Source organism: Sphingobacterium sp. SGG-5, assembly GCF_011043525.1.
Taxonomy (GTDB): Bacteria; Bacteroidota; Bacteroidia; order Sphingobacteriales; family Sphingobacteriaceae; genus Sphingobacterium.
Genome location: NZ_JAAKGO010000008.1, coordinates 12,425 through 30,202, shown reverse-complemented (window position 1 = coordinate 30,202; position 17,778 = coordinate 12,425). Strand labels below are relative to the sequence as shown.

The following is a 17,778-nucleotide window of genomic DNA, read 5'->3' as shown; positions in this document are numbered from 1 at the left end:
GATTAATTTAGCCCAGATTCTTTCCTTTCCAGGTATTCTGTAGGCATACAACCGTAATATTGCTTGAATGCTGTCGAAAAATAAGAAGGAGAATTGAAGCCACACATATAGGCCACTTGAGCCATCGTATATTGTCGGGTCTCCAATAGTTCGGTAGCCTTATTGAAGCGTATACGTTTGACAAAATCTGTGGCAGATTCGCCCGTTATCGCTTTGAGCTTTAAGTACAAATTCGATCGGCTCATTCCGATTTCCCGGCTAAACTTATCTACCGAAAAATCCGAATCGCCAATATGTTTTTCGATAATACTAATAGCTTGGCGCAAAAACTCCTCATCGAGCGCATTGAAAGCGATATTTTCGGGAACAATCTCCTTGGAGGAAGAAAAGTATTCCTTCAACCGCTTCCGTGATTTCAGGATATTCTGCACCTTCGCATCCAACAAAGCGATCGAAAAAGGCTTGGCGACGTAATCATCTGCCCCCGCCTCGAGACCTTTAATCTGATGGGCAGTCTCACTTTTCGCGGTCAACAGTATAATAGGGATATGGCAGGTCGTGATATTTTGCTTTATTTTCTTCGATAGCTGAATACCGTCCACCTCAGGCATCATGACGTCTGAAATAATCAGATCGAAAGTCTCTGTTTCCAAATGATGCAACGCCTCTTTACCATTGAAAGCGACCTTGATATCGTATTGCTTACCAAAATAATGATGCAGGTAATCCACGATTTCGTGATTGTCATCCACAATCAGGAGTGACTCACGGCCAGACTCTTCTCCGATAGTAACCCCTATCTCACTTTCCAGATCATCATGCTCTGGACCAGATTCCCTTTGTTCAATAATAAGCTGGTTCTCCAATAACTCCTCAAGTTTATAACTTTCATCCGAAATAGGAATACGCACCGTAAATTGTGTACCTCTCTCTTTTTCGCTTTCTACATCGATACTTCCATGATGCAGCTCGACTAATTTTTTGGTGAAAGCCAAACCAATTCCGGACCCGAGATTCATTTCGCGTGAATCGACCTGATAAAAGCGTTCGAAAATTTGTTTTTGTTCCTCCTTTGAAATACCAACACCCGAATCCTCCACCTGGATAAGAACATCCGATCCGTTTTTATCGATAGTTATTGAAATGTCTCCTCCTACAGGTGTATATTTAAAGGCATTGGATAGCAGGTTGAAACAGATACGTTCTATCGCATCCCGATCAAAGAATCCAGGCAGCTCCTGTTCATTGGATTCAAAAACATAATGGATTGTATTTTTCTGTGCTAAAGCCATAAATGAATCATAGATATCCCGCACAAAAGCTACAATATCACCCTGGCTTATCTGCAATTTTTTCGTTCCTGCCTCTGTTTTTCTGAATTCCAAAACCTGATCGACAAGATGATAGAGCCGCTTGGCATTCTGCAACATCAGTTCGTAATATTTTTTTGTCGTCTTATCCGAAACCTCTTGATCAATAAGCTCTTCCAAAGGCGATATAATCAGCGTAAGCGGTGTACGAAACTCATGCGAAATATTGGTAAAAAAATCGGTCTTCATTTGATTGATCGAATCGATTTTTTCCCGTTCCACACGTTCAAGATTCAGCTTATTGGTCGTAAACTCCCTTTGCAAGCGTTCCATCTTCAGTTGGTGCAACGTTCGCAGCCGTTCCGTAATCACCAGATAAGCTACATATATACCAGCGGCACAACAGAGACCTATGATCAAGAAAAACCAGTCGCTCTTCCACCAGGGGGGTAATACTTTAATACCGATCACCCGCTCGGGGCTACTCTCCCCTAAAGGCCCTACGGCGGTGACACGAAACGTATAAGACCCTGCCTTCAGATTGGTATATGTGGCACTTGATACATCGGTTGTCTCTATCCAATCGTTGTCATACTCCTCCAACTTATAACGATATGTTATCTTATTGGGCGAGATATAGTCAAATGTGTTAAAATATATGGTAAACTGTCGATGGTCATGATCCAGCTTCAATAGCTTCTGTTGGTCGATATGCTGTTCCAAAATACCGTGGGCATCCCCTGCGAAAACAGGATTATTCAGCACTTCCAGTCCGGTAAATGTAAGCTGCAAATCCAGCTTTTGGGGTGTGACTTCTTTGGGATAAAAAAACGTCAATCCATTGATGCCACCGAACAACAACATGCCATCAGTCGTCTTCGCTACAGCAGATAAGTTAAACTGACTTATTTGCAAGCCATCCTTTACATCAAACTGTTGGTACAATCCATTGTCCGCATCAAACCGAATTAAATTCTTAGAAGTCGACAGCCATAAATATCCTTCCTCATCGCTTACTATACTATAGATAATACCTTGTATAGGGTTCTTCTCATCATTTCTTACAATAAAAGATTTCCTTTTCTCATCATATTGATTAAGACCATCGCGCGTGGCGATCCATACACGACCTTTTTTATCTTCAGCGATCGATGTTACAACGTCATTACTCAGATGGGAACCTGGAAAAACATCAAAAACAAGTTGATCGGGATCTAAGATATTCACTCCATTCGTCGTACCTATCCAGATCCTACCTTTACGATCTTCCATCAATGTCGTAATCTCATCCGATGAAAGCCGTACACCGTTTTTATCCAGGTAGAGATGTGAAAATTTCCGGGTAGTTTCGTTAAACCTATCTAAGCCGGAGCGCGTACCCACCCATATGCGCCCCATTTTGTCCTTCAGCAACGCATAAACCATGTCACCGGCTATCGATGCGCCATCCTCGGGATCATGTTTTAGGCTCACCGTTTTTCCGGTCTTCGGATTAAACAGGCTCAACCCGGCGTTGTGTGTCCCGATTAACACATTTCCCCGGTCGTCAAAGGTAATCGCCTTGATATTATTGGAGCCGAGCGAATTTGCATCTCCTTCACTGTGTGAAAAATGCCTGACTACTCCTCTCTCCCGATCCCAAAAATTCAGCCCCTTATCGTTGGTGCCTATCCATATATTTTTACGAGCATCTTCTTGAATGACATTCACCACATTATCATTTAAAGACAAGCTACCCGTATTTCTATTGAGAAAATTAAATCGGACATCGTCGCTATGATGATAGGAAACCCCGCCATAATAGGTTCCCATCCACATGCCATTTTGCTTATCCCGAAAAATATAGCGCACGGAGTTTTGACTCAATGTATGCGGCACCGAATATTGTTGAAAATAATTCTGGATGGTCGCTTGATGAACATCCAAAATGGATAAGCCTTTGAAGGTCCCAATCCATAGATTGCCTTGCTCATCTTTACCCAGGCTGCGGACGTCGTTGTCAGCCAAGCTATTGGATGCCAAACCTACAATATGCCTGTAGGATCGTATGCCATGTGTTGATCGATTATACTCCAGTAGCCCCTCACCTTCTGTACCCGCCCATATATGGTCGTCGTCTATAAAAATATAATTGACCTTTACCTTCCTATTTATCGCATGTCGGCTCAATTTTCCCGTCGAAGGATCGAACTGGAATATACCTTTATCGGTACCCAATAGAAACAGCTTACCAACTTTGGCGATATGCCAAATGCTACCTACATCGTCCGGAGTGGCATGCGTATTCACCTGCTGAAACTGTTGTTGCTCCCTATCGAATACATATAACTCTCCCCCACTGGTCGCCAGCCAGATCCGGCCCGCTTCATCTTCCTGAATCGACGAGACAAACCATTCACCCGGTTTTACATTTAGCGTATAGTTGTGAAATGTCTCCTTGACGTGGTCGAAGGAACTTATCCCTTTATTGCCACCCACCCACAATACGCCATGACGATCTACAAATAGACTGCGTATATAAGACGACGCAACAGAAGCCGGATTATTTTTTAACGGCCGATACACCTGAAAGGTTCTCCCGTCATAACGGTTGAGGCCATCTTGTGTCCCCATCCATATAAATCCGAGTTTATCCTGTATAATGGTATATACGGTGCTTTGAGAAAGCCCTTGCTCAATAGATATGGTTCTGAACTGATGCTTGAGCTCATGATTAAATTGCGCTGAAAGCACAACAGGATATAAGATATACATCCAGGATATTATCACCAACAGTCTCACATCTCTTTTCATCGTTAATAGCCTTTCTATTTTCCTATCCTCAAGCTCGCTTCAAATGCAAATTTAGCATTTTTAACCGATCATCTTGTTGAACCTCTGCATTATAGCTAAATTTTTACGGAGTGAACGGATCTCCACTTTTGCGTAAATATGCTTTAAGGTAATCACGCATGTTTTTTAGCTCGGTTTTATAATTTGTATCCACGACCAGATTTCTCGTCTCACCGGGGTCTTTCTCCAGATCAAACAATTGCTCTCGAAAATCGCCCTTATCATACACAATATACTTATATTGATGCGTAATCACCGCCCGTCCACGTATTCCCAGTAGCACCGTATTATCCGCAAAATCGGTCTCGATGACCAACGTATCCCGCAACCGATGTTGCGGATTATCCATGACTTTCTTCACATCAGCCCCTTGCAGGTATGCGGGAGCTTTTATACCCGCATAGGAGCAAATTGTCGTCATGATATCCGTCCCGTTACAAATCAAATTGTTGTTAACTTTCGGTTGGAAAGAACCTATTTTCGATACGATAAAAGGCACCTTCGCCGACTCTTGGTACAATACCTGCTTTTGGTTCCATTGATGGGCCGCATAGCCGTCGCCATGGTCGCTCGTGAAGATAATAATTGTATTTTCTTCCAAACCATATTTCTTAAGTCCATCCAGAAGCATCTGCACATACCCATCCACTTTCTCCACTAACCTGTTGTATGCCCATCTGTATTGTCTCCATCTACCGGCTTCCCAATCTGTAGACGGATACGTCCTTGGATTTACTTTCTGCTGTTCACGGATGATGGGTGGTTCGTGAGGCGAAATTCTCCAATTATAGGGCAACACAGGACATAATTCGGGCGCTGGCGGCTGATCGATAAAGTCCATTTTTAAGAAATCGTTCCTCGCCCATTCACAGATATCATGTGGGTTGAGAAAGGAAGCGACCAATAGAAATGGTTCGTCTTTGTTTTCTTTCATAAACCGCGCACAGTAGGCCGGGTTTGCCGCATCCATAAAATCGCCGGTCCAGGTGTTGTGAATATATTCAAAGCCATGTTGGGCAATCTTGGCCGGTGGCAAAGGAAGATGCCATTTTCCGACATATCCCGTCTTATAGCCCGCATCCTTAAATATTTTCCCCATAACCAACAACGAGTCCGGCCATTGACCGTCCTCTTCGGAGTAATTGCCCACAAAACCATTCGTACTGGGCATCACACCGCTAAAAATCGAGGACCGAGATGGCGTACACAACGGTTGCGCGCAATACGCTTCCGTAAAGCGCGTACCATGTGCGGCCAGAAAATCCATCGCCGGCGTATGAAGATCTATATTTCCCGCACAGCTCATCGCTTCCGCCGTCTGCTGATCGGTCATGATAATCAATATATTCGGACGATCTGCCTGCTTACTTTGTGCATAACCCGACAGGTACGTCATCCATGCAACTGCGATGATGATATATTTTTTCATTCGTAATAGCTCCTTCTATTTCAAATAATTATACATCGTATCCAAGTCAAATATAGCTATTGCTTCTTGGCTTGGCTTTGGTGTTTTGTCTATTTCACTAAAATAATCTGTGCTGTCCCAGATTATTTTACCACCTGTTTCCCGTGGGTCATTTGTTTTTTTCAGATAATTGACCATTTGCTCGGCCAGTTTCGCCCTTACTTCCTGATATTTGCTGTCAGCAGCCAGGTTATGCAACTGATCAGGGTCGTTTATAACGTCATACAGCTCCTCTGTGGGGCGTTTAGCAAATGCCAGCTGAAAAGCCTGTTGTGCTTCCGGCTCATCCTTATGTTGCAGGATAAAAAATTTCGCTGGCCCCGGATAATTCAACATATAAGGATCGACGTCTCCGTATAGCGGAGGATCTCCTGCCGGCCAACGGTCTGCTTCATAATTTTTGATATACAGATACTGTTTTGTGCGAATAGCCCGGCCGGGATAGCCCAAGCCATGCTGCCTGACAAAGGCATGCCGTTCACGTCCGAAGACCACAAACTCTCTTGATTGAAACGTTTCTGCGTCCTTTTCAACGATGGGCAACAAACTCTTACCTGTCATGTCATCGGGCACTTCGGCTTTTGCCAATGCCAGAAAGGTCGGTGTCAGATCCAACAAAGTAACCAATTCATCGGTTACCACATCCGTTTTGAAACGCTCCGGCCACGACACAATCAAGGGTACCCGTGTTCCAAAATCGTACAAGTTCGCCAAGCCTCGTGGCATTTGCCAGCCATTGTCACTACAGACGACAACAATCGTGTTGTCCAACTGCCCACTTTCCTTAAGCTGCTGCATAATTTCACCGACCTCTGTATCAAACGTCTGGATTGCCGCATAATAATCTGCGATATCCATACGCACATCATGCGTATCAGGCAAATAGGCAGGTACCTTGATACTTTCAAGAGCGATACCCGCTTTTTCGCCCGATCCGACCTCATAAGGGCGGTGGGGATGCAAGCTATTGAACCAATAGCTCCAGGGTTCGCCTTTTTCAGTCTTCTTTATAAATTCTGCAAAATTCGCGTATTTATCGCCCGCCGGATTACGCGTACGTCCATTGGCTTCATAGCTTCCGGGGCCCCAACCTTTGCCGTCGTAACCCACTTTATAACCCGCTTTTTCCAACAGATCCGGGAAAACAGTAAATTTTGTCGGTAAAACTCCCCAAAGGTTAGCCCCCTCTTCGATGCGCCAGATATCCTGTCCGGTGAGCAAGGCTGCTCTCGCAGGGGTACAAGACGGAGAATTGCAAAAAGCATGCGTAAAGCGGACACCCTCTGCTGCGATCTTATCCACATTCGGCGTCTTTACGACTGGATCACCATATACACCAACATGATTCCAGGACTGGTTGTCCGACATCAACAAAAGGATATTCGGTCGATCTTGTTCTTGTTTTGTCTGGCAGGAGAATAGCATGAAAGCTATCGCCACAAAATAAATATTCTTCATGTAATATACTGTCTTATTCATCATCTGATAATTTATTATTGTTCCGTAGGATTCGTATCACCATATTGCTGCTGTAGGGCTTTCAACTGGGTATGCATAAGCTGTACGACTTCGGCGTAATCAGCTTCACCGTACACGTTCCGCATTTCCTTAGGGTCCTTTTTCAGATCGTACAATTCCCACTCATCGATATCGTTGTAAAAATGAATTAATTTATAACGGTCTGTACGAATGCCATAGTGCCTTTTTACCATGTGCCAACTTGGATATTCGTAATAATGGTAATACACCGCATCACGCCAATCCGGAAGGGCTTTACCTTCATTGTCGATCACCGGCTTCAAGGATACCCCTTGCATATCCTTAGGGATAGTCACCCCTGCATAATCCAGCAATGTCGGCGCAAAATCTACATTCATCGCCAATGCATCCGAAACCAACCCTTTTTTGATACCCTTTGGATACCGGATCAACAATGGTGTCCGCAGCGATTCTTCGTACATCATGCGTTTATCAAAATAACCATGCTCACCCAAGAAAAAGCCTTGGTCCGATGTGTATACGATAATCGTATTATCCAACTCGCCCTCCTTTTCCAAGTAATCCAATAGGCGGCCTACATTTTCATCCACCGCAACCACACAGGCCAGATAATCTTTCATATACTGCTGGTATTTCCACCGCACAAGATCGTCGCCTTTGAGGTTTAATCGCTTATATTCAGCCACTCTTTTATTGTATACTTTTGTCCATGCTGCTTTTTCTTCCGATGTCATCCGATTAAACACCTGAAAGAATCGCTGCTGATCCAAACTTTTATCGTTCGCCTGTGTAAAATCATCATCTTTCGCGTCTGCAATTTTCGTTATCGGCTTTTTCGCCATTGCCTCCAGATCTTCGGATGACATCAACTTCAAATCCCAGGCATTCCACATGTCTTTGGATATGGCCATCAGCTGCTCTTTGGCCGCCCGCCCACGGTGAGCATAGTCGTCCAATAGATTAGAGGGCTCTTCGAATACGGTATCATCAAACATACCCAAATGCCGTTGTGCAGGAAGCCAGTTGCGGTGTGGTGCTTTCTGTTGATAGATCAGGAGAAATGGCTTTTCTCTATCTCGCTCATCCAAAAAACCAATAGCTTTGTCCGTTACAACATCGGTAACATATCCTTTCTCCTGCACTTCTTTTCCATTTTCGATAAAAACAGGTTGGTAATATTCCCCTTGATTGGGAAGAATACTGTAATAGTCGAAACCTACAGGTGTCGAGCCTAGGTGCCATTTGCCGATCATAGCAGTTTGATACCCAGCCTCCTTCAGCAATTGCGGATAGATAGTCTGTGTACTATCAAAAACTGTGTGATTGTCCGTCAACCCATTAATATGACTGTATTTACCTGTAAGAATCACCGCTCTGGAAGGCCCACAAACAGCATTGGTCACAAAACAATTGTTAAACTTAATACCCTCATCCGCCAATCGATCCAAATTAGGTGTTTCAATAAAGCGTTTGTCATACGCACTCAGGGCCTGGGTAGTATGATCGTCCGTCATAATAAAAATGATGTTCGGCTTCTTACCATCTGTCGCTTTCTGCTGTGTGCAGGAACTGACCCCTGCGGCCAGCGCTAACAGCCCAATAAACAATAACGTCTTTTCTTTTCTCATAATTCCTTTCAAATTTCTAAATCCGGCAATTGATCTTTCAATACCGTTTCCTTACCATTTTCTATAATTTTTGTCGAATCTTCATACAGCACCGAAACATTATTCTTACTGTTCGTTATGGAGAAAGAAGGTTTACCCGCAGTCGTCACATTGACTTTAATTATCCAATCGTCGACTTGTATCGTATGATCTCCTATCCACTTTGGTTGTGCCGGCTCCTCCTTTTTGTTATGCGTTCGGATAATAGTTGCATAACGGTATGTCGTTTGTTTGGATGAACTTGCTGTTACGTGCCAATGGTTTGGATAAGGTGCAAAATGACCTTTGTCATCTGCTCTCAACCAATTGACCGCCGGATGGAAGAATTGATCTGTTTGTGTTACCTTAAGCTTCTCCGGTGCAAAAATGTAGGCATCTGATATACCGTTTGTATTTGTCGCCCGCACCAGTGTATTGTTTTTCTGCTGTGTTATCTGCATGGAATCCACTACGGTATGCAATAGATAATCCCATTCAACGGGCCTATCTGCCTCCAATTCGTCATAAATAAACACCAGATCCGCACCGCCCAATTGTACAATATGCCTTCTAAAAGTCTTCAGGTGATTTTCATCCCATCCATTTTGCGGTGAATACTCCAAATCTGAAACACGACCTCGCTCCAGCCATAGCGGAGAAACAACCTTCCCATAGGCATTAGAAGCATCACCCAAGACATAGGAAACCACATCACCTGAATAACTCCTCGGTATCCAGCCATATCCTTCTGTACCGATCTTTTGGCCCATCCCGTCAACTAAAATCGTGTTGTGTGCTCTCGAACTTCGATGGCTATAGATACTATGCTGATCGGTAAAGCTGACATGGTGACCACTGCTATAAAACAACGGCTTGCCGGCATAGAACGTGTTAAAGGCATTCTGATTGGCTAAGGCGTGCGAAGTAGAACCATATGGGCTCGAACGAAATGTCAACATGGCATTTCTCTTAATATCTTTCCAGCTGGACATGAACGTTGCAATACCTGTATTCCGGAAAACATAAGACAGCGGCAGGTCTGCTAAACCTTTACCTTTCGGCAATGGTGTATCGTCCTGAAGCCGGAACCAGGACAAATCTCCGGGTTTGGACATAAATCCTTTTTTCATAATATCGGGTTCGGCCGTCTGAATGGTCCGTACATAATCCGCCAGATAGCTATTATCTGTCAACTTGGCCAATGCATCAGCATACGCCACGCGGGGCCCATTCGGCTTAACGACCCGCAGGTGTGAGCTTCCGTTTCCTGCAGACTTGGAAAATGGGGGTTGTTGGAACATGACATACATCGCCGACCCTTTGTACCAGGGATCCTTAAAAAAGTCATAACCACTAATCCGGCCATAGAACCAAGGCACCTCAATCAAGGTACGGATATTCACATGAAAATAGGAATCGCCATTGTGCCATCCACCATCATCATTGACTCCCGGGAAACGGACGATCCACACATTATAACAATAATCGGCCCATGTCGCCGCTTCAGGCAGATCACCATAGGCTGCAAAAGCCGCCATAGTCAATATACGCAGTGTCATCTGCACAGAATGATTATCCGCAATATGTGCCTCAAAATGATTTTGAAAACGTTGAAAGAATTTCCCCCCATTTTCTTTAATCTCTTTCAGCAACATTTTTTTCTGCCCGTCGGACAGCAGGCTATAAAAAGAATCATAAGCCAGCGCGCTCAGGGAGAGCAAGGTAGACTCATTAAAGTCCCCTTTCAGATAAGGGCTTCCTTTCCAGCTCACCATCTCTTCTATTCTACGCATAGCAGCCTCAAAATAGCGCCTATCTTTGGTCAACAGAAAAGCTCGTGTCAGGCTCTCGGTATTGGCTTCTTCCCGATCGACGACACGCCGTCCCTCACGCACTAAATAAGCTCCCTTCTTCACCTCGGAATCCAACTCGGCAAGTTTGCTCGTGTTTATCGTCTGCGCGATCGGCTTAATAGCCACATTCACGACCTTATCTGCCCGTTGGAGATACCAGTTCCGTTCTTCTTTACTTTTGCTTTTTTCGATAAACGTATCCCATTCTTTTTCAGATAGCCAAACTCTGGGATGTGAGGAAGGTAGTTTTTTTATGAATGTAGGAAAAGACGGCGGATCAAAAGGATCTGCACTATTTTCTACTGTAAAACGAAGCAACGCAGACCACTTCGTTTTTCCTCCCGTCACATAACCGTATTGCCAAAACCAAGTCCCATCGGCATATAGCTCGTCCGCATTGTAAAAAGCCCATCTACAGTCCACGTGCTTTACTTCTTTTGTAAATGCACTATCCCGAGCAATACGTAGCCTGTAATTTATTTGATTTGGGTCCAGCTTCTTCTTTGCTTCCTCCTCAAACCCGTCCAATGCGGCCCTATGTTCGGCACTTCCTTCCAATGGCCACATAAACGGCACTTTCCTGTTCTTGACAACTGCACCATCCAATGGAAATGGCGTGGCCCGCATCTCGTGCATCAGTGTTTCCTCCTCAAGATGTATAGTAGACTGTGCCCAGACTTCACCGGCAATCATTTGAATGCACAAAAATGTGAATAGAATTTTTATCATCATTTTAGATTTAAAGTTATAGTCCAAAAATAGAATCCTTTCCACCTTAAGTGTTTTGAATTTCGTTAAAATACTTTAGGTTTTAAACAAATAAGTCATAACACGTAACTGATTCATCCACAATTGCTCACTCTGTGCCCGACTTGAGCTTGGTAACACATCGTTGACATTCATCAAAATCAAAATAAATTTGGCTAAAATTGAAACGGCTAAAAAGGAGGGGACGCTAATTTTACAGATATCAAAAAATCGAAATTATTATGAGAAAAATTATCGGCCTTCTAATCTGCTGCATAACGCTTACATTTACGGGGTATCGCGCACAAGCACAGGAAGACCTTAATTGGTTAAAACATGCTAAAAAAACGGCTGTTCATCAGCTCAAGAAAGCGGCGGAGGTATACCACCCAGGCATGAATCCTCGATCTATCAATCCAGACGGCACGGTACGGCTTGCTCCTCAGGAAGACTGGACGACTGGCTTTTTTCCGGGTTCACTGTGGTTTGGCTACGAGTTATCGGGCGACAATCAATTGGGCAAGGACGCACGTAAATTTACACTGGCTCTTGATTCGCTGAAAGACTACACCCATACACACGATCTTGGTTTCATGATTTATTGCTCTTTTGGCAATGGCTACCGCTTAACCAAAGACAAAGCTTACTTGCCTACCTTACAGCTCGGTGCGGCGCATCTCTACGGTCGCTATAACAAAACTGTCGGTGCTATACGTTCTTGGGATTTTGGACATTGGGAATTCCCTGTCATCATCGACAATATGATGAACCTTGATTTTCTTTTTTGGGCCGCAGATCACTTCAAAAAGCCTGAATATGCCGACGCAGCTGTACAGCATTCCATGACAACCTTGAAGAACCATTTCCGTGCAGACAACAGCTCTTATCACGTTATCAGCTATGACACGCTTTCCGGACGGGCCATACAGAAAGAAACCCACCAGGGTTTAACACATGAATCTGCTTGGGCAAGAGGACAAGCTTGGGGACTGTATGGCTATACTATGGCCTTTAAGGAGACTGGAAACAAGGTCTTCTTAAACCATGCTATCGCAATTGCTAAATTCATTATGGAACATCCAAATGTAGACAAGGATAAAATTCCCTACTGGGATTATGACATCCACAATGGTGGAGAAAGGGCTCCCAGAGACGCTTCTGCTGCAGCAGTTATCGCATCTGCTTTGATTGACTTGGCGAAATTTACCGATAATCCTTCTTACTTCAGCTATGCGGAGGATATGCTGAAATCGTTATCTTCACCGGCCTATTTAGCCGCAGAAGATGACAACGCTTACTTTATCCTGAAACATAGTGTAGGTGCGTTTTTATATAACTCGGAAATAGATACACCATTGAACTATGCAGACTACTATTATTTAGAAGCGCTCTTGCGTTATGCTGATGCAAAAAACATCGATTTAAAAACACTAAATTAAGATACCGATGAAACTTAAATTAATATATCTTTTCGTTGTTTTTATTCCATTTTTGGGAATAGCACAACCGACATCAAAACCTGTACAAGAAGACTTTGCACCGCTAAACCTGGATTATCCCGGTTTAGAAAAAGTGAAGAGTTTGGTCGCTAAAAAGAAATACGATCAGGCCGCTAACGCTTTATTAAGTTATTACAAAAAGCGGTCGGATATCCGGCATCCCGAATATAATATGGAGGACAAAGGCCGTTTTTTTGGCAAAAAGCTCTCCAAAGATAATCAGGAAAAAGCCGACAAAGGCCTGGAACATCAGTTCTACGTACATAAAGGCTACGGTTTTTTTGACTACGGCAAAGATATCAACTGGCAACATTGGCCGGTGAAGGACAATGAGGTCCGGTGGCAGCTGCATCGTATGTATTGGTGGACGCCTATGGGTTTGGCCTATTGGTCCACAGGCGACGAAAAATACGCTAAGGAATGGGTTGACCAATACATAGATTGGGTAAAGAAGAACCCTAAGGGACTTTCAAAAGATAATGACCGCTTTGCCTGGAGACCCTTAGAGACTTCCCACCGCCTTCAGGAGCAAACAGCTTTGTTCAATATGTTCGTGACTTCGCCGTATTTCACACCCGAGTTTTTGATGGTATTTTTGAACAACTATGCCAAACATGCCGACCATATCCTGCACAATTATTCGGAAAAAGGCAATCACCTGCTGTTTGAAGCCCAACGGATAATCTATGCCGGTGCATTTTTCCCTGAGCTAAAAGATGCTCCGGTATGGCGAAAAAGTGGTATTGACGTACTGAATACCGAAATCAAAAAACAAATATACGATGACGGCCTACAGTTTGAGCTTTCACCAAATTATCATACGGCTGCCGCGAATATCTTCCTAAAAGCGCTGACGATGGCTCAATTAGCGGGCGTAGACAAAGAGTTTCCTGCTTCGTATAAAAACACCATCGAATCAATGATTTTGGCACAGGTAAATTATTCTTTTCCGGACTATACGCATCCGATGTTCGGCGATGCATGGAATAACGATAAAAAAAATAGTGTAAGAAACTTCAAAGACTGGGCAAAGGTTTTTCCAGACAACAAGATCATAGCCTACTATGCAACAGAAGGAAAAAAGGGTGAAACACCCACGTATTTGTCAAAAGGCTTAACAACCGGAGGTTTCTATACCTTTAGGAATAGCTGGAAAGATACAGCAACCGTGATGGTACTGAAAGCAAGTCCTCCGGCATTCTGGCATAGCCAACCTGACAATGGCACTTTTGAACTGTGGGTAAAAGGCCGCAATTTTATGCCCGATGCGGGTGTATTTGTCTACGGTGGTGATGAGGAAATCATGAAGTTGCGGAACTGGTATCGTCAGACCAAAATCCACAAGACGTTGACCTTAAACAATGCGGATATGGAAATTTGCGATGCCAAATTGATACGCTGGCAGACGTCGGATAACCTGGATATATTGGTATATAAAAATCCGAGCTATAAAAACTTAGATCATATCCGCACTGTACTTTTTGTCGATCAAAAATATTTTGTTATCCTCGATAAAGCTGAAGGTGATGCCACAGGCAATGTGGGTATACATTTTCAACTGGCTGAAAATTGCGATCCGATCTACAATACAACAGATAATAGCATATCGACAAGGTACGCGGATGGGAATAATCTATTTATCCGCAACTTCAATGCTGGCCAAGCAACATTCGCCCAAGAGGAAGGTAAAGTCTCCTATTCCTATAGAAAAGAAGTCGAACGCCCGGCTTTTGTTTTTGAGCAAAATAAAGCCAGCGGTAATGCCGTAACATTTGCAACAGTGCTTTATCCATTTCATGGAAATGTGGCTCCTCAAATCGAATATAAAGAAGAAGCAGGCAATGACCCTCAAAATGGCTTCATTCACTTCACGATTGTTATCGACGGGAAAACGCATACCGTCAAACAGCAGCTATAAGGTTTTCATGTTAGTTTAGTTTAAAAGGGCTGTTCTTCTCGAAAGGACAGCCTCTTTTTTATTGTGGTAGTTACACACCTCGTGGGATGCTACCGTCGGCGCGTCATTCCCTATTGTCTCTGCCGCGTTCCCTGTCGTGTCTGTGTCACTCCCTGTTAGCGTTGCCGCATTCCCTGTTGTGTCTGCGTCACTCCCTGTTAGCGTTGCCGTATTCCCTATTGTGTCTGCGTCATTCCCTATTATCATTGCTGTATTCCCTGTTGTGTCTGCGTCATTCCCTGTTATCATTGCCGCGTTCCCTGTCGTGTCTGTGTCACTCCCTGTTAGCGTTGCCGTATTCCCTGTTGTGTCTGTGTCACTCCCTGTTAGCATTGCCACATTCCCTATTGTGCCTGCGTCATTCCCTGTTAGCGTTGCCGCATTCCCTGTTGTGTCTGCGTCATTCCCTGTTATCATTGTCCCATTCCCTGTTGTGTCTGCGTCGTTCCCTGTTGTGTCTGTATCACTCCCTGTTATCATTGCCCCATTCCCTGTTGTGTCTATATCACTCCCTATCATCATCGCCCCATTCCCTGTTGTCATTGTCACATTATTATTAGTATTTTTGTCCATTTATACACTGAAATCAACACAAACAACAAGAGCAAACAATATGACAATCAATAATTTATAATTACATTACCATGTCAATAAAGAAAATAGCACGTATCGGTTTTTCCAAAATCCGGGACAAGGAGTTGCAGGTCATCGCAAAGACTATACTCGATTCTATGACGGATAACAGCAATTTTCCTTCACCCATTCCCTCGTTAGCTGAGTTAAAAACCTTACTGGATGATTATTCTGCTAAACTGGCTGTTGCCTATAAACCGGGTTCTCGCGAGGATAAGGCGCTAAAGCGTGAAAGCCGTCGACATCTGGAAGTCTGTCTTCAACAACTGGCTTACTATGTCAATTCGATAGCTAAAGGTCAGGCTTCCGTCGCACTCAGTTCGGGCATTCCTATCCGGGCCGGGCGTAGCACTCTGGTAGTCCCTACGGCCGTAGAAAATGTACGTGTTGCAGATGGCTTGCAGTCGGGTCAGATCAAAATAAGCTTTGACAGTCAACCAAACATACGTATGTATGAATACCGCTATCGAAAAACAGATTCTGGCGATGGGTCCTGGAGCGACCGCGTGATGACAAGCTCTTCGCGCAGCAATATTATTGCGGGCTTGGAGGCCGGGCAAATGTATGAATTCCAAGTGCGCGCTATCAATTCGAAAGGCCCTGGTGACTGGAGCGAAAGTGTGTTCATCATAGTGAGATAGTTATAAGCTTAAATAACGTGAGTTCGGTTTAAGCAGCAAGTGCACCTAAAATATTCAACAGGAAATTGTTTACCAATCTGTGTCTGACATGTTGTATTTTACAGATGTTCTTTAACTCATCATTGATATATTCAATGACAGCCTTGGCCAGCACCTTTGAGATATAACCCTTGTCCCGTAGAGTTTTCCGAAAATATCTTTTGTCATTTCCAGCATGTGATTTAGATCCCTGTCGTCAACATTCCCCTTGGTGAGGTAAAAAGCCTGCACGAACCTGTTATAGGATACCAGACCCGAGAACAGGTCCTGTAGACGGGGCTTGGCATAATGCATATAGAACGATTTCAGGTTGATAAACTGTTCCGAATGAAAAGTAAAAATCTCTTATAAATCTCTTAAGACCTCCTCTACCTGACCAATGGCATAGTCTACATCTTCCTCCTTATGTGCGGTGCTGATATACCACAAACCTCGTCCGATCACACGGATTTTGCGATTATGCAGAGCAGCAACAAACCTACCCAATTTAGCCTTATCTGTCTGAAAAGTATCTCTGAAATCTCCAATCGAATCCAAATCGGTAAAACTCACATTGAACATCGGCCCCAATCCCTGAACCAAAAGATTCTGGTTATATTTTTCTGCCGCCTGCCGAATACCGTCCATAAGCTTTCTACCGAGATAAAACATACGTTCATAAGGATTTTCCCTTTCCAGTACGTGTATCGTAGCCAGAGCCGCAGCTACGGTAGGATTGCACGAATTCATAGTCCCGGCATGGATGACCTTTCCCTGCTCTACACCTTCCATCCATTCACGTTTTCCCACAATCGCACTAATGGGATAGCCGGAGCCCATAGCTTTGGCAAAAATGGACACATCAGGTGTCACACCAAAATAAGACTGTGCTCCACCAAGCCCCAGTCTAAACCCAGTAATGACCTCATCAAAGATCAATGCAATACCGTACTGATCAGCCAGACCTCTAAGCCCTTGCAAAAACCCTTCTTTAGGTGGTATACAACCATTGTTGCACATGACTGGCTCGGTAATGATCGCCGCTATATCTTTGTGTTTTTCTGCCAATATTTTCTTTACCAGATCCAGATCATTCCAAGGGAGCACGATGGAATCATCTTTCGAGTTCAGGGACAACCCTTCAGACCAGGGAAATACCACTGGATTCTCCCGGCTTTCCAACGCCTCTGCAGATGGAGCCGAATTCCCCCAACAAACATTATCTAACCAACCGTGATAATGCCCTTCAAAGCGCAAAAACTTTTGCTTTCCCGTTTTCGCACGGGCAATCCGAAAGGCCGTATGCACCGCCTCCGAGCCATCCAAACAAAAACGCATCAATGCAGCTGAAGGAATAAGCTGATTAAGTTTTTCTGCAAGTTCTATCTCCTTGATATGTTGCCCTGCAAATATTTGCCCCAAATCGGTATATGTATGTACGGCCTTTAACACCTCCGGATGGGAATGCCCCAAGATCAAAGGTCCCTGGCTCAATGTGAAATCCAGGTACTCGTTGCCGTCCACATCATATATCCTGCTTCCCGCACCATGCGTATAAAAGATAGCATGAGGATGGTTGTATTTTCTAAACTCGGACGATACTCCCGAGGCTAATACTTTCTTCGCCCGTTGGAGCATCTCATTCGATTTGCTGTAACTTATTTCCATAATATC

At 44.0% G+C, this 17,778-nt stretch carries 10 protein-coding genes; 3 read left to right on the top strand and 7 right to left on the bottom strand.

Translation table 11 applies throughout. The annotated features are described in order from the left end of the window. Positions 1–2: 2 nt before the first annotated feature. The 5 genes from G5B30_RS13150 to G5B30_RS13130 form a co-directional block, all read right to left on the bottom strand. Positions 3–4,103 (bottom strand): hybrid sensor histidine kinase/response regulator transcription factor, encoded by a 4,101-nt coding sequence (locus G5B30_RS13150; RefSeq protein ID WP_165320462.1) that lies wholly within the window; start codon positions 4,101–4,103, stop codon positions 3–5. A gap of 103 nt (positions 4,104–4,206) precedes the next feature. Then, entirely contained in the window at positions 4,207–5,571 is a 1,365-nt protein-coding gene (locus tag G5B30_RS13145; RefSeq protein ID WP_165320461.1) for a sulfatase, read from the bottom strand. A 15-nt stretch (positions 5,572–5,586) separates the two neighbouring features. After that, complete coding sequence (locus G5B30_RS13140; RefSeq protein WP_240903211.1) at positions 5,587–7,092, bottom strand: sulfatase; 1,506 nt, start codon at positions 7,090–7,092, stop codon at positions 5,587–5,589. 11 nt (positions 7,093–7,103) lie between these two features. Beyond that, on the bottom strand, positions 7,104–8,738 hold the full coding sequence (locus G5B30_RS13135; RefSeq protein WP_165320460.1) for a sulfatase: 1,635 nt from the start codon (positions 8,736–8,738) through the stop codon (positions 7,104–7,106). 8 nt (positions 8,739–8,746) lie between these two features. Next, entirely contained in the window at positions 8,747–11,341 is a 2,595-nt protein-coding gene (locus G5B30_RS13130; protein ID WP_206367123.1) for a DUF4962 domain-containing protein, read from the bottom strand. 257 nt (positions 11,342–11,598) lie between these two features. Here G5B30_RS13130 and G5B30_RS13125 point away from each other — a divergent pair, with 257 nt between their 5' ends. Both G5B30_RS13125 and hepC read left to right on the top strand, forming a co-directional pair. Beyond that, the gene (locus G5B30_RS13125) at positions 11,599–12,795 is read left to right on the top strand and encodes a glycoside hydrolase family 88 protein (RefSeq protein ID WP_165320459.1); all 1,197 of its coding nucleotides are present in this window, start codon (positions 11,599–11,601) and stop codon (positions 12,793–12,795) included. 7 nt (positions 12,796–12,802) lie between these two features. Next, the gene (gene hepC / locus G5B30_RS13120) at positions 12,803–14,773 is read left to right on the top strand and encodes a heparin-sulfate lyase HepC (RefSeq protein WP_165320458.1); all 1,971 of its coding nucleotides are present in this window, start codon (positions 12,803–12,805) and stop codon (positions 14,771–14,773) included. 15 nt (positions 14,774–14,788) lie between these two features. Here hepC and G5B30_RS13115 read toward each other — a convergent pair whose 3' ends face one another. Next, positions 14,789–15,355, bottom strand: a complete 567-nt coding sequence (locus G5B30_RS13115; RefSeq protein ID WP_165320457.1) for a hypothetical protein — start codon at positions 15,353–15,355, stop codon at positions 14,789–14,791. Between the two features lie 101 nt (positions 15,356–15,456). Here G5B30_RS13115 and G5B30_RS13110 point away from each other — a divergent pair, with 101 nt between their 5' ends. Further along, entirely contained in the window at positions 15,457–16,086 is a 630-nt protein-coding gene (locus tag G5B30_RS13110; protein WP_165320456.1) for a fibronectin type III domain-containing protein, read from the top strand. Between the two features lie 384 nt (positions 16,087–16,470). Here G5B30_RS13110 and G5B30_RS13105 read toward each other — a convergent pair whose 3' ends face one another. Continuing rightward, positions 16,471–17,772, bottom strand: a complete 1,302-nt coding sequence (locus G5B30_RS13105; RefSeq protein WP_165320455.1) for an aspartate aminotransferase family protein — start codon at positions 17,770–17,772, stop codon at positions 16,471–16,473. Positions 17,773–17,778 lie beyond the last annotated feature (6 nt).

Excerpts from the sequence above, each read along its gene's own strand:
- G5B30_RS13115 (WP_165320457.1), bottom strand. The coding sequence starts at position 15,355 with ATGACAACAGGGAATGGGGCGATGATGATAGGGAGTGATATAGACACA.
- G5B30_RS13125 (WP_165320459.1), top strand. The coding sequence starts at position 11,599 with ATGAGAAAAATTATCGGCCTTCTAATCTGCTGCATAACGCTTACATTT.
- G5B30_RS13105 (WP_165320455.1), bottom strand. The coding sequence starts at position 17,772 with ATGGAAATAAGTTACAGCAAATCGAATGAGATGCTCCAACGGGCGAAG.
- G5B30_RS13145 (WP_165320461.1), bottom strand. The coding sequence starts at position 5,571 with ATGAAAAAATATATCATCATCGCAGTTGCATGGATGACGTACCTGTCG.
- G5B30_RS13135 (WP_165320460.1), bottom strand. The coding sequence starts at position 8,738 with ATGAGAAAAGAAAAGACGTTATTGTTTATTGGGCTGTTAGCGCTGGCC.
- G5B30_RS13110 (WP_165320456.1), top strand. The coding sequence starts at position 15,457 with ATGTCAATAAAGAAAATAGCACGTATCGGTTTTTCCAAAATCCGGGAC.
- G5B30_RS13150 (WP_165320462.1), bottom strand. The coding sequence starts at position 4,103 with ATGAAAAGAGATGTGAGACTGTTGGTGATAATATCCTGGATGTATATC.
- hepC (WP_165320458.1), top strand. The coding sequence starts at position 12,803 with ATGAAACTTAAATTAATATATCTTTTCGTTGTTTTTATTCCATTTTTG.
- G5B30_RS13130 (WP_206367123.1), bottom strand. The coding sequence starts at position 11,341 with ATGATGATAAAAATTCTATTCACATTTTTGTGCATTCAAATGATTGCC.
- G5B30_RS13140 (WP_240903211.1), bottom strand. The coding sequence starts at position 7,092 with ATGATGAATAAGACAGTATATTACATGAAGAATATTTATTTTGTGGCG.